The 23,982-nt window shown below is 39.8% G+C and carries 24 protein-coding genes; 18 read left to right on the forward strand and 6 right to left on the reverse strand.

Annotated features, from left to right (window positions below; translation table 11 throughout):
• The first annotated feature begins 72 nt into the window (after positions 1–72).
• The 13 genes from BFP71_RS04560 to BFP71_RS04620 all read left to right on the forward strand — a co-directional run bounded on the left by BFP71_RS04560 (position 73) and on the right by BFP71_RS04620 (position 11,859).
• Positions 73–1,128 carry a sensor histidine kinase gene (locus BFP71_RS04560; protein ID WP_069834243.1) on the forward strand — a complete coding sequence of 352 codons (1,056 nt, stop codon included), beginning with the start codon at positions 73–75 and terminating at the stop codon, positions 1,126–1,128.
• Entirely contained in the window at positions 1,125–1,871 is a 747-nt protein-coding gene (locus BFP71_RS04565; RefSeq protein ID WP_069834244.1) for a LytR/AlgR family response regulator transcription factor, read from the forward strand. Before BFP71_RS04560 ends, BFP71_RS04565 begins: the two co-directional genes overlap by 4 nt.
• A gap of 115 nt (positions 1,872–1,986) precedes the next feature.
• Positions 1,987–4,152 carry a TonB-dependent receptor gene (locus BFP71_RS04570; protein WP_069834245.1) on the forward strand — a complete coding sequence of 722 codons (2,166 nt, stop codon included), beginning with the start codon at positions 1,987–1,989 and terminating at the stop codon, positions 4,150–4,152.
• 10 nt (positions 4,153–4,162) lie between these two features.
• A complete protein-coding gene (locus tag BFP71_RS04575; RefSeq protein WP_069834246.1) occupies positions 4,163–4,600 on the forward strand; it encodes a DUF2141 domain-containing protein in 438 nt (145 codons plus the stop codon).
• Positions 4,601–4,787: 187 nt separating this feature from the next.
• On the forward strand, positions 4,788–5,231 hold the full coding sequence (locus tag BFP71_RS04580) for a DUF2141 domain-containing protein (RefSeq protein WP_069834247.1): 444 nt from the start codon (positions 4,788–4,790) through the stop codon (positions 5,229–5,231).
• A 253-nt stretch (positions 5,232–5,484) separates the two neighbouring features.
• Positions 5,485–6,129 carry a tetratricopeptide repeat protein gene (locus BFP71_RS04585; RefSeq protein ID WP_069834248.1) on the forward strand — a complete coding sequence of 215 codons (645 nt, stop codon included), beginning with the start codon at positions 5,485–5,487 and terminating at the stop codon, positions 6,127–6,129.
• 62 nt (positions 6,130–6,191) lie between these two features.
• Positions 6,192–6,875, forward strand: a complete 684-nt coding sequence (locus BFP71_RS04590) for a hypothetical protein (protein ID WP_069834249.1) — start codon at positions 6,192–6,194, stop codon at positions 6,873–6,875.
• Positions 6,876–6,890: 15 nt separating this feature from the next.
• The gene (locus BFP71_RS04595; protein WP_069834250.1) at positions 6,891–7,925 is read left to right on the forward strand and encodes a sensor histidine kinase; all 1,035 of its coding nucleotides are present in this window, start codon (positions 6,891–6,893) and stop codon (positions 7,923–7,925) included.
• Positions 7,922–8,680, forward strand: coding sequence for a LytR/AlgR family response regulator transcription factor (locus BFP71_RS04600; protein WP_069834251.1), 759 nt, complete (start codon positions 7,922–7,924; stop codon positions 8,678–8,680). Before BFP71_RS04595 ends, BFP71_RS04600 begins: the two co-directional genes overlap by 4 nt.
• Positions 8,681–8,684: 4 nt before the next feature.
• Positions 8,685–9,167, forward strand: coding sequence for a DUF2306 domain-containing protein (locus BFP71_RS04605; RefSeq protein ID WP_069834252.1), 483 nt, complete (start codon positions 8,685–8,687; stop codon positions 9,165–9,167).
• A gap of 41 nt (positions 9,168–9,208) precedes the next feature.
• Positions 9,209–9,955 carry a hypothetical protein gene (locus BFP71_RS04610; protein ID WP_069834253.1) on the forward strand — a complete coding sequence of 249 codons (747 nt, stop codon included), beginning with the start codon at positions 9,209–9,211 and terminating at the stop codon, positions 9,953–9,955.
• An 88-nt stretch (positions 9,956–10,043) separates the two neighbouring features.
• Positions 10,044–10,907, forward strand: a complete 864-nt coding sequence (locus BFP71_RS04615) for a helix-turn-helix transcriptional regulator (RefSeq protein WP_069834254.1) — start codon at positions 10,044–10,046, stop codon at positions 10,905–10,907.
• Positions 10,908–11,007: 100 nt separating this feature from the next.
• Positions 11,008–11,859 (forward strand): NAD(P)-dependent oxidoreductase, encoded by an 852-nt coding sequence (locus tag BFP71_RS04620; protein WP_069834255.1) that lies wholly within the window; start codon positions 11,008–11,010, stop codon positions 11,857–11,859.
• Positions 11,860–11,919: 60 nt separating this feature from the next.
• On the opposite strand, the gene BFP71_RS04625 is transcribed toward BFP71_RS04620, so the two are convergent.
• The gene (locus BFP71_RS04625) at positions 11,920–14,253 is read right to left on the reverse strand and encodes a M1 family metallopeptidase (RefSeq protein WP_069834256.1); all 2,334 of its coding nucleotides are present in this window, start codon (positions 14,251–14,253) and stop codon (positions 11,920–11,922) included.
• 17 nt (positions 14,254–14,270) lie between these two features.
• Complete coding sequence (locus tag BFP71_RS04630) at positions 14,271–14,855, reverse strand: HupE/UreJ family protein (RefSeq protein ID WP_069834257.1); 585 nt, start codon at positions 14,853–14,855, stop codon at positions 14,271–14,273.
• Positions 14,856–14,939: 84 nt separating this feature from the next.
• Here BFP71_RS04630 and BFP71_RS04635 point away from each other — a divergent pair, with 84 nt between their 5' ends.
• The 3 genes from BFP71_RS04635 to BFP71_RS04645 are packed head-to-tail and all read left to right on the forward strand — an operon-like array spanning position 14,940 to position 16,778.
• Positions 14,940–15,437 (forward strand): DUF6702 family protein, encoded by a 498-nt coding sequence (locus BFP71_RS04635; protein ID WP_069834258.1) that lies wholly within the window; start codon positions 14,940–14,942, stop codon positions 15,435–15,437.
• Entirely contained in the window at positions 15,434–16,270 is an 837-nt protein-coding gene (locus BFP71_RS04640; RefSeq protein ID WP_069834259.1) for a DUF3298 and DUF4163 domain-containing protein, read from the forward strand. Before BFP71_RS04635 ends, BFP71_RS04640 begins: the two co-directional genes overlap by 4 nt.
• Positions 16,254–16,778, forward strand: coding sequence for a YceI family protein (locus BFP71_RS04645; protein WP_069834260.1), 525 nt, complete (start codon positions 16,254–16,256; stop codon positions 16,776–16,778). The genes BFP71_RS04640 and BFP71_RS04645 overlap by 17 nt, the downstream gene beginning before the upstream one ends.
• Here the strand turns inward: BFP71_RS04645 and BFP71_RS04650 are convergent.
• Both BFP71_RS04650 and BFP71_RS04655 read right to left on the reverse strand, forming a co-directional pair.
• Positions 16,763–17,311 (reverse strand): 2'-5' RNA ligase family protein, encoded by a 549-nt coding sequence (locus BFP71_RS04650; protein ID WP_069834261.1) that lies wholly within the window; start codon positions 17,309–17,311, stop codon positions 16,763–16,765. The genes BFP71_RS04645 and BFP71_RS04650 overlap by 16 nt on opposite strands.
• Before the next feature lie 115 nt (positions 17,312–17,426).
• Positions 17,427–17,798 (reverse strand): hypothetical protein, encoded by a 372-nt coding sequence (locus BFP71_RS04655; protein ID WP_069834262.1) that lies wholly within the window; start codon positions 17,796–17,798, stop codon positions 17,427–17,429.
• Positions 17,799–18,067: 269 nt separating this feature from the next.
• On the opposite strand from BFP71_RS04655, the gene BFP71_RS04660 reads away from it, so the two are divergent.
• The gene (locus BFP71_RS04660; RefSeq protein WP_069834263.1) at positions 18,068–20,596 is read left to right on the forward strand and encodes a M14 family metallopeptidase; all 2,529 of its coding nucleotides are present in this window, start codon (positions 18,068–18,070) and stop codon (positions 20,594–20,596) included.
• A gap of 105 nt (positions 20,597–20,701) precedes the next feature.
• Complete coding sequence (locus tag BFP71_RS04665) at positions 20,702–21,682, forward strand: hypothetical protein (protein ID WP_069834264.1); 981 nt, start codon at positions 20,702–20,704, stop codon at positions 21,680–21,682.
• Between the two features lie 9 nt (positions 21,683–21,691).
• On the opposite strand, the gene BFP71_RS04670 is transcribed toward BFP71_RS04665, so the two are convergent.
• Both BFP71_RS04670 and BFP71_RS04675 read right to left on the reverse strand, forming a co-directional pair.
• Entirely contained in the window at positions 21,692–22,429 is a 738-nt protein-coding gene (locus BFP71_RS04670) for a LytR/AlgR family response regulator transcription factor (protein WP_069834265.1), read from the reverse strand.
• Between the two features lies 1 nt (position 22,430).
• Positions 22,431–23,978, reverse strand: a complete 1,548-nt coding sequence (locus BFP71_RS04675) for a sensor histidine kinase (protein ID WP_069834266.1) — start codon at positions 23,976–23,978, stop codon at positions 22,431–22,433.
• Positions 23,979–23,982: the final 4 nt, after the last annotated feature.

The raw sequence follows: 23,982 nt of genomic DNA on the forward strand, positions 1-23,982 counted from the left end.
AAGTTTATTCTTACGGCTCACCGTTAATCACTTCTAGCTTTTTTGTAATTTCCGCTTCGCGCGGATTTTTTTATGAATCACCCTTTCATTCGAAATAGAAACATTATCATTTACACAGGCATCTGGCTTGTGATCAGCATACTGTTTGCCTTTGGACTTTTCTATTTCAACGATTTAGAAGTTAAAATGGCCGCGATCGATAGTGCCATTTTCAACGGCATTTTCTATGGGCTGGGGCTATCTTACTGGTTCAATGTTAGGTATAGCTCCTTTGATAAATCACAGCTCCTCAACTTAATTATTAGCCATGTGGCAGCGCTGGTAATTTCGGTCGGGTTAGCCCTTTTTATCAGCAATAGTATATTAACCAGACTAGCTGGTGAAGAAGAGTACTTAAACTTTTTGCGCGAGTCATTGCCATGGCGTGGTGCCCTTGGCCTTATGTATTACTTCATCATCATACTGGTGTATTACCTCATTTTATACTACGATGATGTAAATGAAAAAAACCAAGAGCGCTCTCAGTTAGAAACCATGCTCAAAAGCTCAGAGCTGGAAATGTTGAAGTCGCAGATCAACCCCCATTTTATCTTCAACAGCTTAAACTCAATTGCATCGCTTACTATTATATCTCCTGAAAAGGCGAGGGATATGGTTGTGAAACTCTCTGAATTTTTAAGGTATTCATTAGGCAAAGAAAATGACCAGATGAATACTATGAATGATGAGATCACCAACATCATGTTATATCTGGACATAGAGAAAGTCAGGTTTGGCGATCGGCTTTCGGTAGAAACTAATATTGAAAAAGACTGTCTCGCATTGCACTTACCCAACTTGATTCTTCAACCGATCTTCGAGAATACCATCAAACATGGCATTTATGAGAGCCTAGAACAGGTTACCATTAAATTGAAAGCTTGGCAGGAGCAAAACTTATTAAGAATAGAGGTAAGTAATCAGTTTGACCCAAATGCAGTGGGCAAAAAAGGGAAAGGAATCGGTTTGAAAAACGTAACTGAACGACTTAGGCTTATTTATGGTGTTCCTCAATTGGTAGTTACCGAGAAGACTGATAACTTATTCACTGTTAGGCTCGACATTCCACAAATTGCAACCGACGTATGATCCGGACCATAATTATTGACGATGAAAGTTTAGCAAGAGACTTGATCAAAGCCTATTTGCAAAAATTCGATGATATTGAAGTCATTCAAGAGTGTGGCGACGGATTTCAGGGCTTAAAAGCTATTCAGGAACACAAACCCGATCTTATCTTTTTAGATGTACAGATGCCGAAAATTACTGGCTTCGAAATGCTGGAATTACTCGAAGAACCGCCAGTTATTATTTTTAGTACCGCATTTGATCAATATGCAATCAAAGCCTTTGAACTAAACGCCACAGATTATCTCCTAAAGCCCTACGCAGAAGATAGGTTTAACGAGGCCGTGACGAAGGCAAAAGCCAAAATCGGAAGTTCAAGTGTCATCAAAGAGGAACTTACTGAGCTACAAGAAACCAGATCTGAAAGTGATGAATCGCTAGACAGGATTGTTGTAAAAACGGGTAATAAAATTCAAATTCTCCCACTAGAAGCAATTGCTCATTTCGAAGCGCAAGACGATTACGTAGCCATCCACTCAGACCAGGGCAAGTTTTTAAAACTGATGCGTATGAAACACTTGGAAAACAAACTCCCACATGGAGAATTTGTCCGAGTTCATAGGTCCCACATCGTAAATGTAAAGCAGATTGAAAAGCTCGAACTCTACGAAAAAGACTCCTATTTACTTTCATTAAAAACGGGTGGTCAACTACCAGTAAGTCGTAGCGGGCACAGTAAGCTCAAAGAAGTGCTGAAGTACTAAGCCCTACGAACCAGCCCTACTTCCTACGGTCCATCATAGAAATTCTACGGTTCGGTAACTCTTATTTATAGGAGTGCATGAGTCATTGCACATTTGAGTATCAAAACAGCACGTTATGCAAAAGCTCAAATTAATCTTAACAATTGTACTCCTTAGCACTGTCAATGCTTGGTCGCAAACTACCATTAAAGGTAGCGTCAGTGATAATAAAGGAGAGTCCATTCCAGGGGCAAATGTCTACATCAAAGACTCTTTCGATGGTTCCAGTACTTTATCAGATGGATCGTTTTCTTTCGAAACGTCAGAAACCGGTGACCAAATATTAATTGTAAGTTTTATTGGTTACAAGACTTTAGAACAGCCTGTAAAGATCGAAGGAAAGGTCATCGATCTAAAGCTTATTATCAAAGAGGCGATCAATAAACTCGATGGTGTTACTATTACGGCAGGAGCCTTTGAAGCCAGTGATGTGAAGAAAATCACGGTGTTAAAACCTTTAGATATCGTAACAACAGCCAGCGCAGCTGGTGATATCATGGGTGCTATCAATACGTTGCCAGGTACAGCAACGGTTGGTGAGTCAGGTCGTTTGTTCGTTCGTGGTGGCGAAGGTTATGAAACAAAGGTTTTTATCGACGGATTAGAAGTTAGAAACGCTTTTGGTGCCACAGCCCCAAATGTGCCGACGCGAGGACGGTTTAGCCCTTTCCTTTTTAAAGGAACTACATTTAGCACTGGAGGATATTCATCGGAATATGGTCAAGCCCTTTCTTCGGCACTCGTTTTAAACTCAAATGATATCGCAGATAAAACACAAGGCGACATCTCGCTAATGTCAGTAGGTGGTGATTTGGCGTACACTAAAAGATGGGACAATACTTCCATTTCAGGTAAGGTTCAATACACTGATTTACGCCCTTATCAGGATTTAATCAGTCAAAACTTTGATTGGGAAAGCGCTCCTGTAGGCAAGGTTGGCGAGTTTGTCTTCCGTCAAAAGGTGAATGAAACTGGTTTATTGAAGGTTTACGCTAACGCAGATTTGTCCAACTTCACGATCAGACAGCCAAATATTGATCGAGATGGTATCAAGGACACCATCAGCATTGACAATAAGTATTTCTACTTAAACGCGAACTATAAAGATATACTTAACAAGAAATGGTCGGTTCGTGGAGGTCTTTCTACTACATATAATAGGGAAGATATTGGTTTCAATGCAGATCAAATCGATGAGATAGAGCGTGGTTTACATGGTAAAATTGCCTTCAACTGGGATGCAAGTGAAAAAGTGTCTGTAAACATAGGCACGGAAGTTCTTCACAAGCGTTTCGACCGTGAATTTGAATTAACCAGTACACAAGAAGCATTCAACTTTGAAGACAATACTTTGGCCACGTTTGTAGAGTCAGATTATTTCGCTTCGAATAAGTTAATCCTTAGAACGGGGCTTCGATTCGAGCATTCGTCGCTCTTAAACCAGGCATGGGTGAGCCCAAGAATTGCCATGTCTTATAAAGTGAACGAAACGGGCCAATTTTCGCTGGCATATGGAAAGTTTTTACAGGCACCTCAAAATGAATTTGCCCTTGTAAACAACAATTTAGCGCCAGAACGTGCGACGCACTACATTCTGAACTATCAGTATTTTAAAGACAGTCGTGTATTTAGAGTTGAGACTTATTTGAAGGATTATGACGACTTAGTGAAGTATCAGGATTTGAACGACTTTAATCCATTAAATTTCAATAACAATGGTTTTGGAGAAGCTAGAGGTGTAGACGTATTCTGGAGAGATGGTAAAACTTTCAAGGAGACTGACTATTGGGTATCTTATTCCTATGTAGACTCTCAGCGCGACTACCAAGACTTTAACACCGTGGCAACACCATCTTTTTTATCGAAACACAATTTCTCTTTCGTCTTAAAGCACTTTGTGCAGCCACTGAGAGTTCAGTTCGGTGCTACCTATAATTATGCATCGGCAAGAAGCTTTCACAACCCGAATAGAGATGGTTTCCAAAACGATAGAACACCAGCTTTTCATGATTTAAGCTTAGGTGCTGCCATACTAGTGAAGCAAAACATCATTATTTACATGTCTTCATCCAACGTTTTGGGAAGGGACAACATATTTGGCTATCAATATGCTACTCAACCCGACAATAATGGATTTTACAATAGTCAACCGATTAAACAGGCCGCCAAGAGATTTATATTCCTCGGCTTGTTTATCACACTAACGAAAGATGGCCAAGAAAATCAATTAGACAACTTATAATACAGAACATATGAAAACTCTTACAACAATTATCGTAGCATTAGGCATTTTATTCGTGCCATTTAAGGAGCAAAAGGCAGAAGTAACGCTGACCGTAACCATTGACGGGATTAGAAATAGTGATGGCAACATTACCATCGCATTGCATAACGGAGAATCGGATTTTCCAGGAGACGAGGGCTTTATGATGAAGTCAGCGGAGGCCAAAAAAGGCAGTATTGAAGTAGTTTTCGAAAAAGTACCGGAAGGCGAATATGCTATTGCCGTGTTACACGACGAAAATGGAAATGACGAGATGGACTTTAACCAATATGGCATGCCGATCGAAGGTTTTGGGTTCTCAAATGAGGCGACCGCTGAAATGGGCCCTCCAGAATTTGATGATGCTTCTTTTGAAGTTTCAGATGATACTGATCATAGCGTAGAAATAGTATATATGGGCATGTAATAGCTGTTTACCCTGATTAAAAAGCCTGCTAGAATTAGCGGGCTTTTTGCGTTTTAGAAGCGCATCATACTTCGATAAAAGATACAACTACGATTCATCCGTATGATTCTACGATTCGGTAAGACCTTTTTTCTAGACGCACGGGCCACCCTTACTTTTATAATATCAAAAACGAAAAAAGCATATTATGAAAACACTTACAGCAATGATATTAACCTTGGGACTGGCATTGGGCATGGTTCCAGCAAAAGAAGTAGAAAAGGTAACAATCACCGTAACGGTTGATGGTTTAAGAAACGAAGATGGCTATGTGATGGTAGCACTCCACAATGGGGAAACAGAATTTCCGGGTGACGATGCCTTTATGACAAAGTCGATAGCAGTGGAAAAAGGTTCCGTCGAAATAGTATTTGAGGAAGTTCCTGTTGGAGAGTATGCCATTGCCGTTATGCATGATGAAAACAGTAACGAAGAACTAGATTTCAATAGTTATGGTATGCCACTTGAAGGCTATGGATTCTCTAATGAAGCTCAAGGAGAAATGGGCCCACCAGATTTCGATGATGCAGCATTTGAGGTTACAGAAGATAGCGATCAGTATGTAGAAATTATGTACTTAGGTGGATATTAAACACTAAATCAAACACACAAGGTCGAGCCCATGCGCGTAGTAGCGTATGGGCTTTTTTCATCTATTTACCTTAAACTGATGGTAGAATTCCGCTCTAAACCATGACTATGATCACCTCGGTTTAGAACTACATGGATTTAGGATTTCAATACCGACGACTCATCCTCAAAATACTACGATTGGGTAAGTCTTTTTTCAACCCGGTTGATGGGGACACTACTTTTATATCATCACAAACGCAAAATTCAAAAACATGAAAAAGATATTCTTATTAATCGCATTATTAATAGCAGGTTTTTCACTTCACGGTCAAGGCCAAGAGGCATATATCAAAGCCATGCAAAAGGGTTTGACTGCCTTAGGTCAAGCAGGAAGCCTTGAGGAAACTCAAGCAGTGGCTAGCCAATTTGAAAGAATTTCGGCTAAAATAGATAGTGAATGGCATCCACATTACTATGCCGCTTTAAGCTATATTAATATGTCTTTTAAGGCCGAAGATATTGCAACAAAAGATAGCTATACCTCAAAGGCTCAAACGTTTATAGATAAAGCAAAAGCAGCGGCGCCTAACAACTCAGAAGTGGTAGCCCTACAGGGTTATAATTATATGGCACAATTAGCAGCTGACTCGGGAAACAGAGGTCAAATGCTTTCTCCAAAAGTAATGCAGCACTTTAGCATTGCATTGAAAATAAACCCAGAAAACCCAAGAGCTCAAGCGCTATTAGCACAAATGCAGTTTGGTATGGCCCAATTCTTTGGATCGCCAACTGATAAGCCTTGTGCTATGGTTAAAAAGACTTTACCAGCATTTGATGCACAAGAAACTGGCAAAAGCCTAGACCCGACTTGGGGTAAGGACATGGCGGAGTCGTTAATAGCACAGTGCGGTAAATAATACTTTACATTAAGGTTGGTTCTCTTAATAGGGAACCAACGTTTACACTTTTTGATACCCTTATGGAATTGCTAGAAAAAATACTCATAACCTCTCACGTTGTAACCGCAATTATCTCCCTATTGACTGGTTTAAGCGCGGCATTTTTCGGGAAGAAAGGTGGAAAGTTGCACAGACAAGTAGGTAAAGTATACTTCTGGTGTATGTTTTGGGTGTTTATCAGTGCGATGCTCATTATCAGCCTGATTCGGTTCAATTCATTTCTGATGGTAATCGCAGTTTTCAGCTTTTATATGGCTTTTTCAGGCTACCGAGTTATCACGATCAAAAGAACTAAAAAAGCCGCACCGATCGACTGGATTGCAGCAGTAGTGACCATGGGTTTTGGGATTGTAATGATAGGCATGGGTGTTAATTACCTTATCAAATCAGAGTTCTCGTCCATACTGGGTTATCTCTGCCTATTCTTTGGGTATTTTACAACACAAACTGGCAGACTGAGCTACAAAGGTTTTAAGAATCTGGCCAATGCTGAAAAAATGTGGTGGTTTTTTGCCCATATGAATGCCATGGCAGGAAGCCTCATCGCCTCCATCACGGCTTTCCTTGTTCAAAATGGAGAAATCTTCAAGATTCCTTCCGAAATGAGTTGGGTGTTATGGGTTTTACCAGCGCTTGTAGGCTCTCCGATTATTAGTTACTGGAGCCGGAAATATAAAGCACAGTTCAAGTCACAATCGGTATAAATATTATATTTAGAAATGAGGATTCCCCAATTTAAGAAGCGCTGGCAAAACGAAATCTTCCAAGGATTTCTAATATTCATGCTGGGTTGTGCCATGTCATTCGCATTCAATCCAGACATGGTAGAGCAGAGCTGGAAACTCATAAAGTATAGCGTTTCCTATTCAGGTTTTATGTGGTTATTCTTCTGGAAGGGTAACCAGTACCTAGTCGACTTTTGGAACAACAAAATTTCCTGGCTCGAAAATCCTGGGAAGCGATTCATTCTGGGCGTTATAACAGTATTTATCTACACCCCTCTAGTAATCGTTTTTCTGAATTGGTCTTACAATCTTATACCAGGTATCAGTACGAGTTGGGGCAGTAGAGATGTGTGGATTTCCATTGGTATCACCTTCTTTATATCATTTTTCCTGTTCGCTAAAACCTTCTTAGACAATTGGCGAAAAGCATCTATAGATACCGAGCGCATAAAGCGGGAACAGATGTCTACTAAGTATGAGTCCCTAAAGAATCAGGTGAATCCACACTTCCTATTTAATAGCTTAAATGCACTAACAAATTTGGTTTATGAAAACCAAGATATGGCCGCAGATTTCATTAGAAAGCTGTCAAAAGTTTATCGTTACGTACTTGATACACAGTCTCAAGAGGTAGTTTCTTTGGAAAAAGAAATGGCGTTTGTGAAGTCGTACCTATTTCTTCAGAAAATCAGGTTCGACGATAAACTCAAGGTCAATATTGAAATATCAGGCTACGAACAACGTTTGGTACCTCCAATTGCATTGCAAATGCTCCTTGAAAACGCCATTAAGCATAATACAATAGCCGAAGAAGAGCCCCTCACCATAGATATATATGTCGAAAATAACGAAACTCTCATAGTCAAAAACAACCTTCAAAAGAAGAATATCCCTATCGAGGAATCAGCTGGTGTAGGCTTAAAAAATATAGCTGCTCGATACGAGTTTTTGAGCGAAAACAAGGTAGAAATACAAGAAACAGATACTGAATTTATTGTTAAACTTCCCCTATTGTCATTTTCATCATGAAAGTACTTATTGTAGAGGACGAATCAATGGCGGCAAAAAGGCTGGTCACCCTATTAGAAAAGCTTGATTCGAATATTGAAATATTAGCCAAACTAGACTCTGTAAAAAGAGCCGTGGCCTGGTTAAAAGAAAATGAAGCCGATTTACTTTTCTTCGACATTCAACTAGCCGATGGCCTCAGTTTCGAAATTTTAGACCAAGTGCAGGTCAATGCACCCATCATATTTACTACAGCTTTTGACGAATATGCCATTCAAGCCTTTAAACTCAACAGTGTCGACTATCTTCTCAAACCAATTGACCCAGAAGAACTAGAACATGCGCTGAATAAGTATGAAGAGCGATTTAAGTCAGAAGAATCACCGCAGGTGAATATGACGCTCATAGAACAAGCTGTTCAAATGATGACTAAAAAGTATAAAGAACGATTTGTTGTCAAAATAGGGGAACATATTCGTACGCTGCCAGTCTCTGAGACAGCTTTCTTCTTTAGCCAAGAGAAGGCCACATACTTACAAACCACAGAAAACAAACGCTTCATTATCGACTATACCATGGAGCAAGTAGAACAGTTAGTGGATCCAGAACGGTTTTTCCGCATCAATCGAAAGTACCTGGTCTCCCTTGACGCTGTAAATGACATTGTGACCTACTCAAATAGTCGTTTAAGATTAATTCTCAACGGTTCTGATGAAATGGATGCCATTGTGAGTAGAGATAAAGTACAGATTTTTAAACGTTGGTTAGACAAATAGTTGCATGGACAATTTAATTGGTAGTAACGTAGGATTAGTTCATTTAATTTCAGCTTTAGTGGCCGTGATTACTGGTGTTTTCGTGCTAATCGTGAGAAAAGGCACTAAACAACATGTAAAAATTGGCTATGTCTATGTGGCTTCTATGTTAGTCTTGAATGTTACTGCTTTTATGACTTATCGACTTTTTGGTGGATTTGGCATTTTTCACTACGCAGCTATTGCCAGCACACTCACACTCATTGGCGGCATGATTCCAGTGATACAACGCAAAAAGAAAGGCTGGATTTACAGACACTTCTCATTCATGTACTGGTCGGTTATCGGGCTTTATGCTGCTTTTGCATCTGAAGCATTGACTAGAATTCCAGAAACGCCCTTTTTTGGTATGGTCGGCATCGCAACAGCTGGTATTATGCTTTTAGGCACCATTATTTTTGTTCGCTTTAAAAAAACCTGGCAGCAGCAGTTTGCCAGCTTGGCATAACTAAGGTTTTAGGAAAAAGTAGATTCGGCTTATATTTGGCTATGCGAAAACAAATCATTGCATTTAGCCTAGTTCTATGTTCATTATCCGCTCTCGCACAGAAAGAGAACGAACTATGGATTATGACTTATGTAAAGGTTCTTCAGCCTGTTTACACTATGGTCGATAATAATGGGTCGTTTGAGATTGATGATTCTGCACCCCAAGACTCTTCCTTCCTTTATAATTCAGGTTTGATGACTTTTAAATTTCAAGCGCAAAACAAGGCGATTAGTCATTCATGGGATGGGCAAGAAAGGTGGACTTTCGACCTGGACAAAGAAGACATTCAACTTTACGGTCCAAGGGATACGCTATTCGGAAAAGTTGATAATGGACAGATCATTTTAAGTTCTACACTAGACGATCGCCCCACATTTTACCATTTTGAAAAGCTGGATGTTAAAAGTTTATCCACATCGCGTTTAATTGAATCGAAATACACAGCCAAAATCGAAAATCATATCCTCAGTAATAATCAGATAGCTTTTACAACTGATTCTACCCAAGCTGTAGTCAATAAATCGGAAGCCTTGAGTAAAGTTTTCTTTACATATAATCTAGAAGGCATTAGTGCCTTTGAGTTTGACTTTTATCCCGAACCTGGAACGGGCTTTGAACAAGAATTGGGTACGGTCTACGTATTTCAAGATCAAAAGAATGTAATCAAAGGAATTTTCTTTCCGATTTACGATGGCCTGGAAGAACCTAAGCGAAAGTACGTAACCTTCAGCCCTCAGGGTAAATAAGCCGAACAGACATGAAAAACTAAATCTGATCGAAAAACACAATTTTTCTTAATTCTTCTTTCCGATATTGGCATCGAGCCGTTCAGAAATGAAGATACTACCGCAAGCATTTTATCATTCTAAGCAGATTACGACATTAATGGCCGATAATCAGTGCGGTATCGTTCATAAAAAAACGAATAGACATACTTTAGACAATCACCGACTACTCTCATCACATGCCATCACCTTGGTACTTCAAGGTGCCTTAAATGTACATTCGGATGATAGTCTGCCATTAAAAGTAGAGGCGAATCAAATGGTATTGCTACCAGCGGGTCTTTATGCCATCACTGACATATTCGCTCAGGCAGCCGGCTTTGAGGCTATCGTCTTTTTTTTCAACAGCACGTTTTTGGATGACTACTTAGGCAAAAGTGGTTTAATGAAAAAGTCAACTTCTGATGCTAAAAGAGCACCTTATAAACTTGATTTACCGACGCAGTTCGGCACTTTTGCCAAGCAAACCCTTTCTATTTATTTAGATGCTAAAGCCGATAACGTTCTAGCGACCACTAAAATGCATGAAGCATTCAACCTGCTCATCCAAACAGATAACAGTGAGCTCATTAGCAGATTTCGGACATTGAACACAAGCCCAAAAAAGGACTTGGATACATTTATGAAAGCACACTATGATAAGCCTTTGGCTGTTGAAGACTATGCTACACTTTCTGGCAGGAGCGTTTCAACTTTTCGCAGGGCTTTTCACCATCAGTTCGGTACATCCCCCAAATCTTGGTTGATTAAGCAACGCCTTGAAAAATCGCGCAAATTACTCGTAGAAGAAGATATACCTATAGTCTATGCAGCGCAGCTATCTGGTTTTAACGATGTTCCCCACTTCATTAAAACATTCCAGAAGCAGTATAACATAACTCCCAAACAGTATGCCCTAACCCAAGTGAAGTAATTTTCGATCAATTGGCCAAGTTGATCGAAAAACACAACTTCTGTACTCACCATATGGTCTATTTGCCGCTATATATTATTGAAAAACCTAAAAGCATTTTATGAAAATTGGATTTATCGGACTCGGAATTATGGGTAGCAGAATGGCTACCAACTTAATCAAATCAGGCTTCGAACTTGTGTTATACAACCGCACAAAGTCGAAGGCGCAGGACTTGTTACAAAAAGGCGCTGAATTCGTCGAAAGTCCTGAGGCGCTAGCCAAATCTGTAGATATTGTTTTTACGATGCTTTCCACACCAGGAGTTGTACAAGAAGTCTCAGATAAAATTCTACCCAATTTGAAGCATGATTCATGGTGGGTAGATATGAGTACTGTGAATCCATCATTTAGTAGAGCATTATCCAAAAAGGCGCTTATGGCGAAAGTGAATTTTGTCGATGCTCCAGTGGCGGGTAGTAAGGCTCCTGCTGAAAATGGTGAGCTCCTTTTCCTCGTAGGTGGAAAACAAGAAGAGCTTCAAGCTTTGGCTCCATACTTTGACAGTATGGGCAGAAAGTCCATCTTTTTGGATGAAGTTGGCAACGGGGCAAACTTAAAAATGCTCATCAATTTGTTACTAGCCCAATCAATGACTGCTTTTTCAGAAGCAATGGCCCTTGGTAAAGAAATGGGCTTACCTTCTAATCAGTTGCTGGATATCTTAACTGTAACGCCTGTGACGGCACCTTTCATTGGAGGTTTAAAAACAAGACTTGCAAATGACAACTTCGAAACGAATTTCCCTCTAAAGTGGATTCATAAAGACATAATGCTGGCTCTTGATACTGCCAGTGAACTGAAAGTAAAAATGGCAAGCTTGGAGCAAACTGAAACGCTATATAAAGCGGCTATAGAAAATGGTTTTGGGGAACTTGACTTCTCTGCGATCTATAAATCGATTAATGCTTAAGCAAATAAAAAAGCCTTCCCTCTTTTCAGGGAAGGCTTTTTTGTATAAATACTAAAGGTATTATCTACCGCCAGCTCTTTGCATTGGGTTAGAACCAGAAGATTGGCCTCTAGCCGCTCCACCTCTGCTCTTGAATAGTTCAAACCTAGAAGGCTTGTTCACTCTTGGGAAGTAGTTATTCGAAACATCTGTATCTGCTGTTTCTCTATCCGGATCTAGTTTGATCTGTACTACTTCTTTTTTCTTCATAAAGGCTTTAGTGACCTTTTCTTCATTCTTTCTCCAGATGTAAGCAGGAATTCTATCCACTTCCTTGGTGCCATCAGCAAATGTCCATTCGATAATGATCGGCATAACCAAACCACCAACATTAGAGAATTCTATCTCGTAGAAGTTAGCCTTGTCTCCTAAGATTGCTCGCTCTTCATCACTAAGCGTAGCATCAAACCTTTGATAAGCAGCTTTGGCAGCGTCGGTAACTTCAAATTGATCATAAGAGTAATAGAAATCCTGTAGTCTTTCATCTTCCTCCACATAGAATTTACGTCCCTCTGCTCTATTTCTATTCGCGGCTAAGTCACTTTGAGATTGCTTAGCACGTTCTTTCAAAATTGGATATTCTATCTCTGGGTTTTTAGTACTCAACTGGTACCATTTTACATCATCAATTGCGATATCCACATTGTCGATCGTGAAGTACCATCCTTTGATGAACCAGTCAATATCTACCGCTGAAGCATCTTCCAAAGTTCTGAAAAGATCGTCTGGCGTTGGGTGTTTGAAGGCCCACCTTCTCGCATATTCTTTAAACGCAAAATCGAAAAGCTCTCTTCCCATAATCGTTTCACGAAGTATATTCAGTCCAGCTGCGGCTTTTGCATATTGGTTATTACCAAAACCAATAATATTTTCTGAATTGGTCATTATTGGCTCTAACTGCGTTTTTGGTAAGGCCATATAAGGTGCGATTTTATGCGCTGGTCCTCTTCTATGCGGATAATTTGGATCAAACTCTTGCTCAGTAAGATACTGCATAAACGTATTCAAGCCTTCATCCATCCATGTCCACTGGCGCTCATCTGAGTTCACGATCATCGGGAAGAAGTTGTGTCCCACTTCATGAATGATTACGCCGATAGCACCATATTTTGTAGACTCAGCATAAGTACCATCAGGTAGGGTTCTACCGTAGTTGAAGCAAATCATCGGGTATTCCATTCCATTAGATGCCTCTACTGAAATAGCAACTGGGTATGGATAAGGGATTGTAAAACGTGAATAGGTACGAAGCGTATGGGCTACAGCCTTAGTAGAATATCTTTCATAAATTCCATAGGCCTCTTTTGCATAGTAAGACATGGCCATTGGCTTATCACTTCTTCCTTCTATCTCCACTGCCATAGCGTCCCAAACAAACTTTCTTGAGGAAGTCCACGCAAAGTCACGAACGTCATCTGCTTTGTAGTGCCATGTTTTTGTGCCAGAAGCTTTGTTCTTTTCGTTTTCCTTCGCCTCTTCTAATGTCACAATTTTAACAGGTTCAACAAGTTCTTTTTTTGCTTGTTCCCATCGTTTTTGTTGTTCTGAGGTTAGCACTGACTTAGCATTGCTTAATACTCCTGTCGATCCTACGACGTGATCGGCAGGTACAGTCATTTTCACATCATAATCACCAAAAGTTAAAGCAAATTCGCCTCTTCCTGTGAATTGTTTGTTGTTCCAACCTTGGAAATCAGAGTAAACTGCCATTCTAGGGAACCAACCTGTCATAGTGTAGATATAATTACCATCTTCTGGGAAATATTCATGGCCTCCACGTGCACCAGAAATAGCTCTAGGAGTTGTATTGTACCACCATTTGATGTTCAATTCAATCTTTGACCCAGGCTTTAAAGTGGATTTTAAATCTACACGCATCATTGTTTGGTTGATGGTGTATTTCATATCGGCTCCTTTGGCGTCTTTCACTTCCATAATATGGAAACCCCAATCATTATCATGCCCATCTAAGGCGTCGAGTTGATCGTAGGTCATTCGTGGACGAATACGACTCGGTTCAAACTTATAAGAATCGTTATCAGGTTTTCTTACGTTCTCATCCAAAGCAATCCAAAGGTATTCCAGTGGATCTGGTGAGTTATTGTAATAGGTAATGGTTTCAGCACCAGTCAACCTCTGATTTTCATCATCTAAGGTTGCCTCAATTTTATAATCTGCTTTTTGCTGCCAGTACTGTGGTCCTGGTGCTCCAGAGGCAGATCTGTATACACTCGGATCACGCAGCATGCGCTCAAGCTGTTCAAAACGCTTACCGTGGTTGCTGTTTACCACTTGAGCAAAAGCACCGACACCCATAAATGTCATAGCCAGTGTAATAAGACAAAGTCTCTTCATTCTTTATTATGTTAAGTTTACCAAAATTTCGTTTCCATCATCATGGTTAGGGCGATTCCCCCAACTGCCGATGAAATTACTAAGTTCCAATCTCTTCGCGCCACATTAAAGAGGTTCACAAAGACAAAGGAGATAATCATAAATACCAATACTATGATAATCTGACCCAGTTCTAAGCCCAGATTAAAGGATAAAAGCGGTGTCACAAGACTATCCTCTTTCCCCAAAATACTTTTTAAATAATTCGAGAACCCCAAACCATGAATCAGGCCAAAGAACATCCCGAAAAAGTAATTCATGTTCAAATTCGAGGGTGTAAGCGCACTCTGTTTTCTTAAAAGGTTTGAAAGCGCAGTAATAAAAATGGTCACAGGAATTAAGAATTCGATAATGTCCGACCTGACTTTTACAATCTCTAGGGTGCTTAAGGCCAGGGTAATAGAATGACCAATCGTAAAAGCGGTCACTAGAATTAAAACCTTCTTCCAATCTTGGAGTAGGTAGATCGCGCACAATGCAACCACAAACAAAATGTGATCATAGGCCTGCCAGTCTAAAATATGGGCTCGTCCAATGTCGAAATACATGCCAAACTGGCTCATAATGAGGATTTAATTAGGGCCTGGAATTTGTAAGGAATGCAATAATAAAGTTTAATTTTGAATCTCCCTATAAAACTTAAAGGCATGCAGCTAAACCTTATTTATTCGGTTTTATTTAGTGCTTATCTGTTTTGGCACCCTTTTCACGTTAGTGTTACGGATATAGAACACGATGTTAAGAGTAAGTCGGTACAAGTGAGTCACCGTATATTTCTGGATGACCTAGAAGTTGGGTTAAAGAAGTTTCATAAAATCGATCGAATCGATACTTATAAGCCGTCTGATGAACAGGTTTTGGATAGCCTGATCGGAAATTATATCAAGACGAAGGTGTCTTTTTTAATCAACGGTTCTAAAAAGGAGATCACTTATTTGGGCTCAGAATTGGAAGGCGATGGCCGCTGGTGCTACTACGAAATATTAGATGTGGAAAAGGTAGATGAAGTTGAAGTAACCAATGTAGCGCTTATGGAAGTATTCGACGATCAACAAAACATCGTTCATTTTAAATCAAAAGGAAAGCTTAAGAGTTATAAGCTTGACAAAGACACCAAGTTTATCAATTTCAAATTCGACGAGTGAAACCCTACCTCCTTACTTTCCTAGCAGCACTTTCACTTTCCTCTTGCGATTTTGGTTCTAAATCAGAGCAAAATCTACCGATCGAAGTGCCCGATGCCATTCCAAGTTATGTTGATTATGAGGTGGAGCGCCTCGTTGGGCAAAAGGGACCATGTGCAACGGATAGCCTATCCAGTCAGTGCCTTGAGTATAGCGTCGAGTACCCAAAAATCAATGGAAAAGTTCCTGCAGCGGTGATTGAAAAAATCAACGAGAACATAAAGTTCAACATTTTTGAATACGCTTTTATCTCTGATAAACCCGATAGCTTCGAAAGCTTAATTAGTGAATTATCGACGGCCTATGAAGATGTATTGAAGGATTTGCCCGAATACAAAGCTTCTTGGTCAATGGAAGTAAATTCGGACATTATCTACCAAGACTCCGCTTTCATTAGCGTAGCATCCACCATATATTCCTATACTGGAGGGGCCCACCCGAACGCCTATCAGGTCTATAGAAGTTACGACTTAGCCACTGGCGATCCTATACAACTTAGCGATATACTCAGCGTTGGTTATGAAAGGGAATTGAATGATGCAGCTGAAATTGAGTTCAGAATGTTAAAAGAAATACCTCCTTCACAAGCATTGAAGGTAAAAGGCTACTACTTCGAAAATGGAAAGTTTGAACTGAACGACAACTTCGCCATTATCAATAAGAGTTTAATATTTTATTTCAACCCATTCGAAATCGCCCCATATGCCGTTGGGCCAACAGAATTAGAATTGAAGTTGACGGATTATGTCAAATTAATTAAAGACACAGGAGTTCTCCATGCTTACAAGAATTAGTACCATACTTATACTCGTATGCTTAACCTCTTTTGGTTATGCACAATCCGATAAGACCGAAGTAACCTTCTTCATTAAAAATGCTGGATTAACCGTTGATGGCACTTTTGATGAGATTACCGTCACACAAAAGTTTAGTATAGAGAACCTTGAAACATCGCGTTTTGAAGTCAGTATTCCTACTAAATCCATCAACACAGGAAATAAGGCGCGGGACAAACATCTCAGAAAAGCCAAATACTTTGACGTAGAAAATCATCCAAATCTTACATTTAAATCAACCAGCATTAAAAAAACCGCCGAGGGTTACAGCATGTTGGGCGATTTGAAGATCAAAGGAACTAAACGGGAGGTACAGATTGACTTCACCATTGACCAAAGTAATCCTACTTGGTTTTTCGTTGGTGGATTGGAGCTTGACAGAAGAGATTATAAAGTGGGTAAAAACCACCTAATACTTGGCGATAATGTCAGGATAGAAATAAAACTACCCTACACTTCAAATTGAAACTCTCGATAGGGCACCCAAACTTTTCCATCGTGCTTTAACAACCAAAAAGAGTTGACTAAAAACTCGGCGCGAAAATTCTTTGACTGGAACTCCTCCCAGGCAGCAGCAAATTTGTCTTTCTTTAAATCTCTAAAGGCGACCGTCATATGGGGATGAAAGCCCTTATTATGGGTAGAGTTGAAGAGGTTCATCGCTCTTTTCGTATAATTCGTTAGACGCTTCTGAAAGTCAATTAACTCTTGTGATTTCTCAGCATTAATAAAGATTGATCTGGGTGGAAAACAGCCAAATCCATTTAGCGTGAGGGTAAATTCAGTCTCTTTAGTTGCATGCACAAGCAAATTGAATAACCTCTCCTCTTTATCATCTCTCCAGAGAAATGGCATATGTAGTGTGATGTGTGCAGGAGACCTTAAAGCACCTTTACTAGCATAAACTTGGTAGAAAGATTCTTTTATCCTTTGGGTTTCACTTTGGAGTGGATCGGGTGGGATGAGTGCGATAAAGTATCGGCGTTGATTCGGCTTCACATGGAAAACTAATCATTATTCCATTTTCAGTATTGCTTAAACGCTAAAATTCAATTGGACATACTAGCCATGTAGCATCTTTAAGGTAAGTTTAGTGCTTTAGCGAATTCTCTATCTAACCCAAACCTCGGGTTGTCACCAAAAACTGCTTTTTACCGTTACAATTAGGGCAAACAAACCCATCAAATACCTCTCCCTTACCTGAGCAATAGTAGCAGGTAACCAACTTTTCTCTCACTACCGTTATTCTTACATTGATTGGCGGTTTTCCCTTTCTCTTCATTGCTGGTTTATACTTACCTCGCATTCTTCGGAGCGCGGCAACCTGCATCACAGGTAACTCCATTAAAATAGGGTACTCGCTAATCATATCTTCAAAAGAATTGAAAGACGTGCGCTGACCATTCTCTTCAACGACCCATTTTCGACCAAACCTTGCATAATAGGCCTTTAGACCCTTGAAATAGTGTATTTTGATGGCTGCCATGTTAGACTCCTTTTAATCAGTATTGAGAGAGCTGCCAGCCTTTTCAAAAACTCATCAGAAAATTAACATTTTAATTAATATATATTTATATTCTTAACTTCATTTTTTCAATATTATCTTATCAGTTTACTATAATTTTCTCGATATAGTGTGAGATTAGTTGCTACTCAAAAGCCAATTCTTTATTCTGCAGATAAAATCCCCCGCATAAGATCGTGTTGTATCTCGTGGGCATTTCATGTAAATTCCGCCTCCTTAAAAATCTCATAATGAAAAGACTTTTCAGTACCCTTATTTTACTTGTATTTACTATTGCTAGCCTTCAAGCACAGTCCTTAAAAAGTCCCGATGAGTTTTTAGGATATGAGCTTGGCACAAGATTTACCCCTCACTACAAGGTGGTAGACTACTACCAGTATGTAGCCGGAGAAATGAGCAATGTAACTACTCAAGAATATGGTCAAACCAACGAACTAAGGCCTTTAGTGGTCAATATCCTCTCTTCACAACAGAACATGGATAATTGGGAACAGATTAGAACCGATAACTTGAAACGCGCTAAGTTGATGGAAGGCGATCCGGTTGGAGAAAAGATCGGAATTGTCTGGTTGAGTTATAATGTTCACGGAAATGAGGCGAACAGCACGGAAACCGCCATGAAGACTTTGTATGAATTGGTCCGACCTGGGAATCGTGAAGCTCAAGCTTGGTTAAAGAATACAGTGATTATTATGGACCCTTGCGTGAACCCTGATGGTCGGGATAGATATTCTAATTGGATCAATCAAGTAGCAGGTACTACTCCAAATCCAAGTCGTGAGGCTGCTGAGCACGACGAACCATGGCCGGGGGGAAGAGCCAACCACTATCTTTTCGACTTAAACAGAGATTGGGCTTGGCAAAAGCAGGTGGAATCGCAACACCGAATGAAGCTTTATAACACAATCATGCCGCACATTCATGTTGATTTTCACGAGCAAGGCAGTAATAGCCCTTATTACTTCGCGCCAGCGGCAGAACCTGTTCACGAGCAAGTCACCCAATGGCAAAGAGATTTTCAGGAGATGATTGGGAAGAACCATGCAAAGTATTTCGATGAAAACGGATGGTTATTCTTTACTAAAGAGAGCTTTGATATTCTTTATCCGAGCTATGGCGACTCCTACCCTATGTACAATGGCGCTATAGGAATGACATACGAACAAGCCAGTAGTGATTTGGCAATTCTGACTGACGAAGGCGATACGCTTAAATTAGCAGATGCCATCGCGCACCACTTCACTACAGGTATGTCAACGGTTGAAACTGCTTCGGTCAATTCAGCAAAAATGGTGGATGAATTCACCGCCTATTTCGACAATGCTGTTAATAGTCCAAAAGCAAAATTTAAGACTTACGTCATTAGAGGTACGAACCACCCTGATAAGCTGAAGCAATTAGAGGACTTCCTCAAAAGGCATAAGATCCTTTATGGGACAGGTTCCACCCGTAAAGCTGTTTCGGCTTTTGATTATATGACAGGTACGACCAAAAATATGTCTATTCAGAATGGTGATATCGTTATATCTGCTTATCAGCCAAAGGCGGTTTTAGTTCAAGCGTTCTTTGAACCTGACACTTATACCAGTACTTCTAATACTTATGATATTACCGCCTGGGCAGCGCCATATATGCTAGGGTTAGATGCTTTTGCCACAGAAACTAAGGTGAATGTAAGCCCAGCAGAAATCACGATCGCAAAACCTGAAAAGGTACTAGTTGGTAATAAGCCAGCAGCCTACCTAGCCAAATGGGAAACGCTTGAGGATGCTAAGTTTTTGGGTGAATTACTTAAACACGATATCAAAATTCGGTTTGCGGTTGAAACATTCACGGTGACGGGCCGAGAATTCAATCCGGGTACATTGATCATCACAAGGAAAGGAAATACTCATATGAAGAGTAAATTCGACGAACTTGTAAAAAGCACGGCTTCCAAGTATAACCGAAGTCTCTATTCTACCCCAACAACGTTTGTGGAAGCTGGTAAAGACTTTGGGTCAAACAATGTTCCTTTTATCCAAAAGCCTAAAATTCTAGCATTGAGGGGCAATGGCGTATCGTCTCTAGGATTTGGTGAATTCTGGTACTTTATGGAACAAGAACTCAATTACCCGATCACTATGGTCAATACGAGTTCTTTCGGAAGGGTAAACTTGGATGACTATAATGTTATTGTGATGCCTTCTGGCGGCTATGGTGGTATTTTGAACGAAGAAGGCATGAAATCTCTCAACGCTTGGGTAAGAGGCGGAGGAAAAGTCATTGCCATTGAAAGAGCTATCAATTCGTTTGTGGGCAAAAAAGGTTTCCAATTGAAGCGTAGATCTAGTGACGATAAACCGAAAAAAGCAACCGCTGAAGAAAGAGAACAAGCAGCGCTTACTTCATATGCCGATCGTGGAAAAAGGTTCGAAGATTCTCGTCTTCCAGGGGCAATCTTTAAATTAAAAATTGACAACACTCATCCGCTGGGCTTCGGTTACGCCAACCAATACTTCACTATTAAGAATAACAGTTCAAGACTAGCTTATCTACCAAATGGTTGGAATGTTGGCATAATTGAAAGTGCTGAGTCGCATGTTTCTGGTGTGGCAGGCAAAAACGCCAAAGAGCAATTAGCAAAATCCATGGTGTTTGGCGTGGAAAATAAAGGTGGTGGAGCAATGGTCTATTTTGCAGATAACCCGCTTTTTAGAGCTTTCTGGGAAAACGGAAAGCTGTTTATGGCTAATGCCATATTCTTTGTAGGTCAGTAAAAGACTCCCATCATTTCTACTAGCCTAAAAGAGTTTATCAAGTCGAACAGAGTCCTTTTTAGGGGTTTGTTCGGCTTGTTAGTTATTTTTCCCTTTTACGCTGAAATGTCCAAAGAGCAACCAGTATATGCACCATATATACTGAGCGGATATCTTATAAATGGCGAAAATGTAAATGAGGAGTTCACCTTATATTCCTACGAGTTAGCTGATACTGTCAGAATAATCTTCGACAGTGATCTTCAAAGCCTGTTACTCTCTAAAGATTATACATTACCTGAGCCAAATCAGTACTTGGAGTTTAGTATAAGTTATAATTTAAATGTAAAGATTCGCAAAGGCAGAGATATAAAATCAACCATCAAAGCTTACTCTTATTGGGTAGATGACGACACATTCGTCGATTTTGAAGAATATGAAGAATCAATAGAGAATAGAAATCAGTACAACTTTTATTTAAAACTAATCATAGCAGTTCTGCTGGTTTTCCTTGGCAACCTAATTCATAAGCGTTGGTTTTCTATTATCGATTACCTAGAGCGTTTTTCCGAAAAAATAAACGCAAAAGTCGATCCTATTACTACAAAGCCAACTGCCTACCAGGAATATAAAGCCCAACTTGAAGAGGAAAAATACCGTGGCAGTTTCAAGGCAACCAACTTTAACCCAAATAAGGTATACCGAAGGTCATATGAAATCCAATCTGCAGAATTTAATTTAGGACTATTCCTATTTAGTTTCGTTCTATTGGCCGGAGCATTTTATTACTTGAATCGCAATTTGAGTGCGAAAGAAATAGCAATTCTCTTAATACTTTATTCTCTTCAAGCTTTTTTAAGTTTTAAAAAAGGTGAGCGAATTATTATCGATGAGAAAGGTATAAAATGGGATAAAGACAAGTATTTAGCTTGGACGGATATACAATTCTCTTATCTATATCTTGATGCTGAAAAGACGAGCCTTTTGTTGAAACTTCATAGTAAAAATGAGCCTGTTCTCATACCTGTCGACAATCTCACATTAACACCAAAGCAAATCGGAAGTATTGTTGCAAAGTTTACAGATATAAAGGATCCGAACCTCTAATAATTACTTTCATATCGAAGAAAACAACTTCGTTACGTGTTGCTTTTGGGTACGTGAAACTGGGACTTGGTCCTGATTTTCCATGACCAAATAGCCTCCATCTTTTCGGACATACCGCTCCAGAAATTTCTGATTGATCAAATGTGACTGATGTACTCTGGAAAATCCATGATCTTTCAATAAATCATAGAAATGACCCAAATTCTTAGACACAATCACTTTTTCACCACTTTGCAGTACAAACGTAGCGTAGTTGTTATCCGCTTCAACCCTAATGATCTTGTTGATATCTATTAGGCGCACTTCGTCAATTAAACTAAGGGCAATTTTCTGAGCACCTCCATTTAAGTAATGGCCTAAGTTTTCAATCTTAGTTTTGTTCTGAGACTCATCCGATAATTTCTCAACTGCAGCGATCAACTCTTCTTTATCTATCGGTTTCAATACATAGTCTAGCGCACTAAATTTGATTGCTTTTAGAGCATAAGAATCATATGCGGTGACAAAAATCACCTTAAAAGGTTGTGAAGGAATCCCTTCTAAGAGCGAAAAACCGTTTCCGCCTGGCATTTCAATATCTAAAAACACCACTTCAGGAGAAGTGGTATTAATCAGTTTTTTTGCCTCAGCCACACTGGCAGCTTGACCAATTACCTCAATGTTCGGGCAGTATTTGACCAAAAGTCCATTTAAGTTCTCCCTATTGTTGAGTTCGTCATCTACTATAATGGCGGTGTACTGTTTCATACTATAAATTAGTCGGTAGTTGAATTGTCACTAAAAAGCCTTCTTCGGAAGACGCTCTTGTTTTAATCCCAACCTTAGCTTCTGATCCCAACTGCTTCTTAATTATTTCAATTCGATCTTTGCCTAAACTCATGCCTCTCCCTTCATTAATAAAAGTTGACTCAGGCTTTCCATTGTCTTTTACTTCAAGGATTAAATGTTCCTCTTTTTCAAAGATTTTCACCGAAACAATGGTTGCAAAGGCCTTATTGACACCATGCACCACAGCATTTTCCAGATAAGGCTGCAAAATCATGGTCGGCACTAACATGTTTTGGTCAATTGAACGATCCACTTGGATTTCAAAGTCAAAAGGAACTCTCATGTTTTCCAATGCCAAATAAAGGTTGCTTAACTCTATCTCCTTGGACAAAGCATGTAAAGACTCATCGGACTGGGAAAGTACATTTCTCATCAGCTTGGCAAGCTTTGCTATGTAGTCGTTCGCCTTTTCTGTCTCACTTTTGTTGACAAGGTTTTGGATGGCATTTAAGGCATTGAAAAGAAAATGTGGATTTAACTGGGAGCGGATCGCTTTAAGTTCGGCCTCCGAAATCTGCTTTAGGGCATTGGCCTGGTCTAGTTTTCTTTGGGCATTGATTCTATAGATGATGAAAAAGATGGCCATTACAACTAAAGTTCCAATCAACCAGTAACCCCATGTGCCCCAGAAATCTTCCTTGATGGTAAACTCGAAACTATCGATTTTCTCACCGTATACCTTTTCATCATTAACTACAGTCAGTTTATAATTACCAGGTTTTAGATCGGACAAATCCATCACCCAATTGAATAGCATTTCACTTTTATCGTAAGCTATCTCTTCCCCATTGCGCTCTAGAATGAGCCTGGTCACGTCATAATTTCCTGTGATATTGAAAAAAATGCTGTTCTCATATCTCGGTAGCACTAGGTCCGTTGGAATTGTATCTCCACCAGTAGAGGAGTAGCCTTTCTCCTTCCAAGCGTCGTATTTCCGAGTGGTAATATCAAAAATATCCTTGCCATAAGATTCTTTAATAAGCTCTACTATTTCGCTACCTAGCAAGACCTCTTCAATATGAGGCTCTTTGTAATCTACTCGGAACTGAAAGTTAATGAGCTGTTTTGACTGTCCTGCATCTTCGAAATTTACCTGTAGGTAACCCCTAGAGCCAGGGCTGTAGGACAAGGAGCCCAAGAACCCGACTGACTTCCCCTCATACTCGTAAATAAGGTTGTCCACTGGTCCCAGCTTCCTCTCTTTGCGTGTAGTATAAGAATAACCTTCATTATTGTCAGCAGTGACGGTTGGCAAAAAATAAGCTATTGACATGTCAAACGGAATGACCAGATTAATTGGAAATCCGTTCTCGTCAAATCCATCGCAATAGTCAGAAATATCGGAGTAATCTCCGGCTCGGTTAATTATCTCTATGCCTAAGGGCAATTCACTGGTTGTAATGATTGCTTGTTGCGCCTTGACCGAGGCACAACAAAAGAATAAGAGTACTGAAATTAAAATTCGCATTATT

It is taken from the genome of Roseivirga misakiensis, assembly GCF_001747105.1.
GTDB lineage: Bacteria > Bacteroidota > Bacteroidia > Cytophagales > Cyclobacteriaceae > Roseivirga > Roseivirga misakiensis.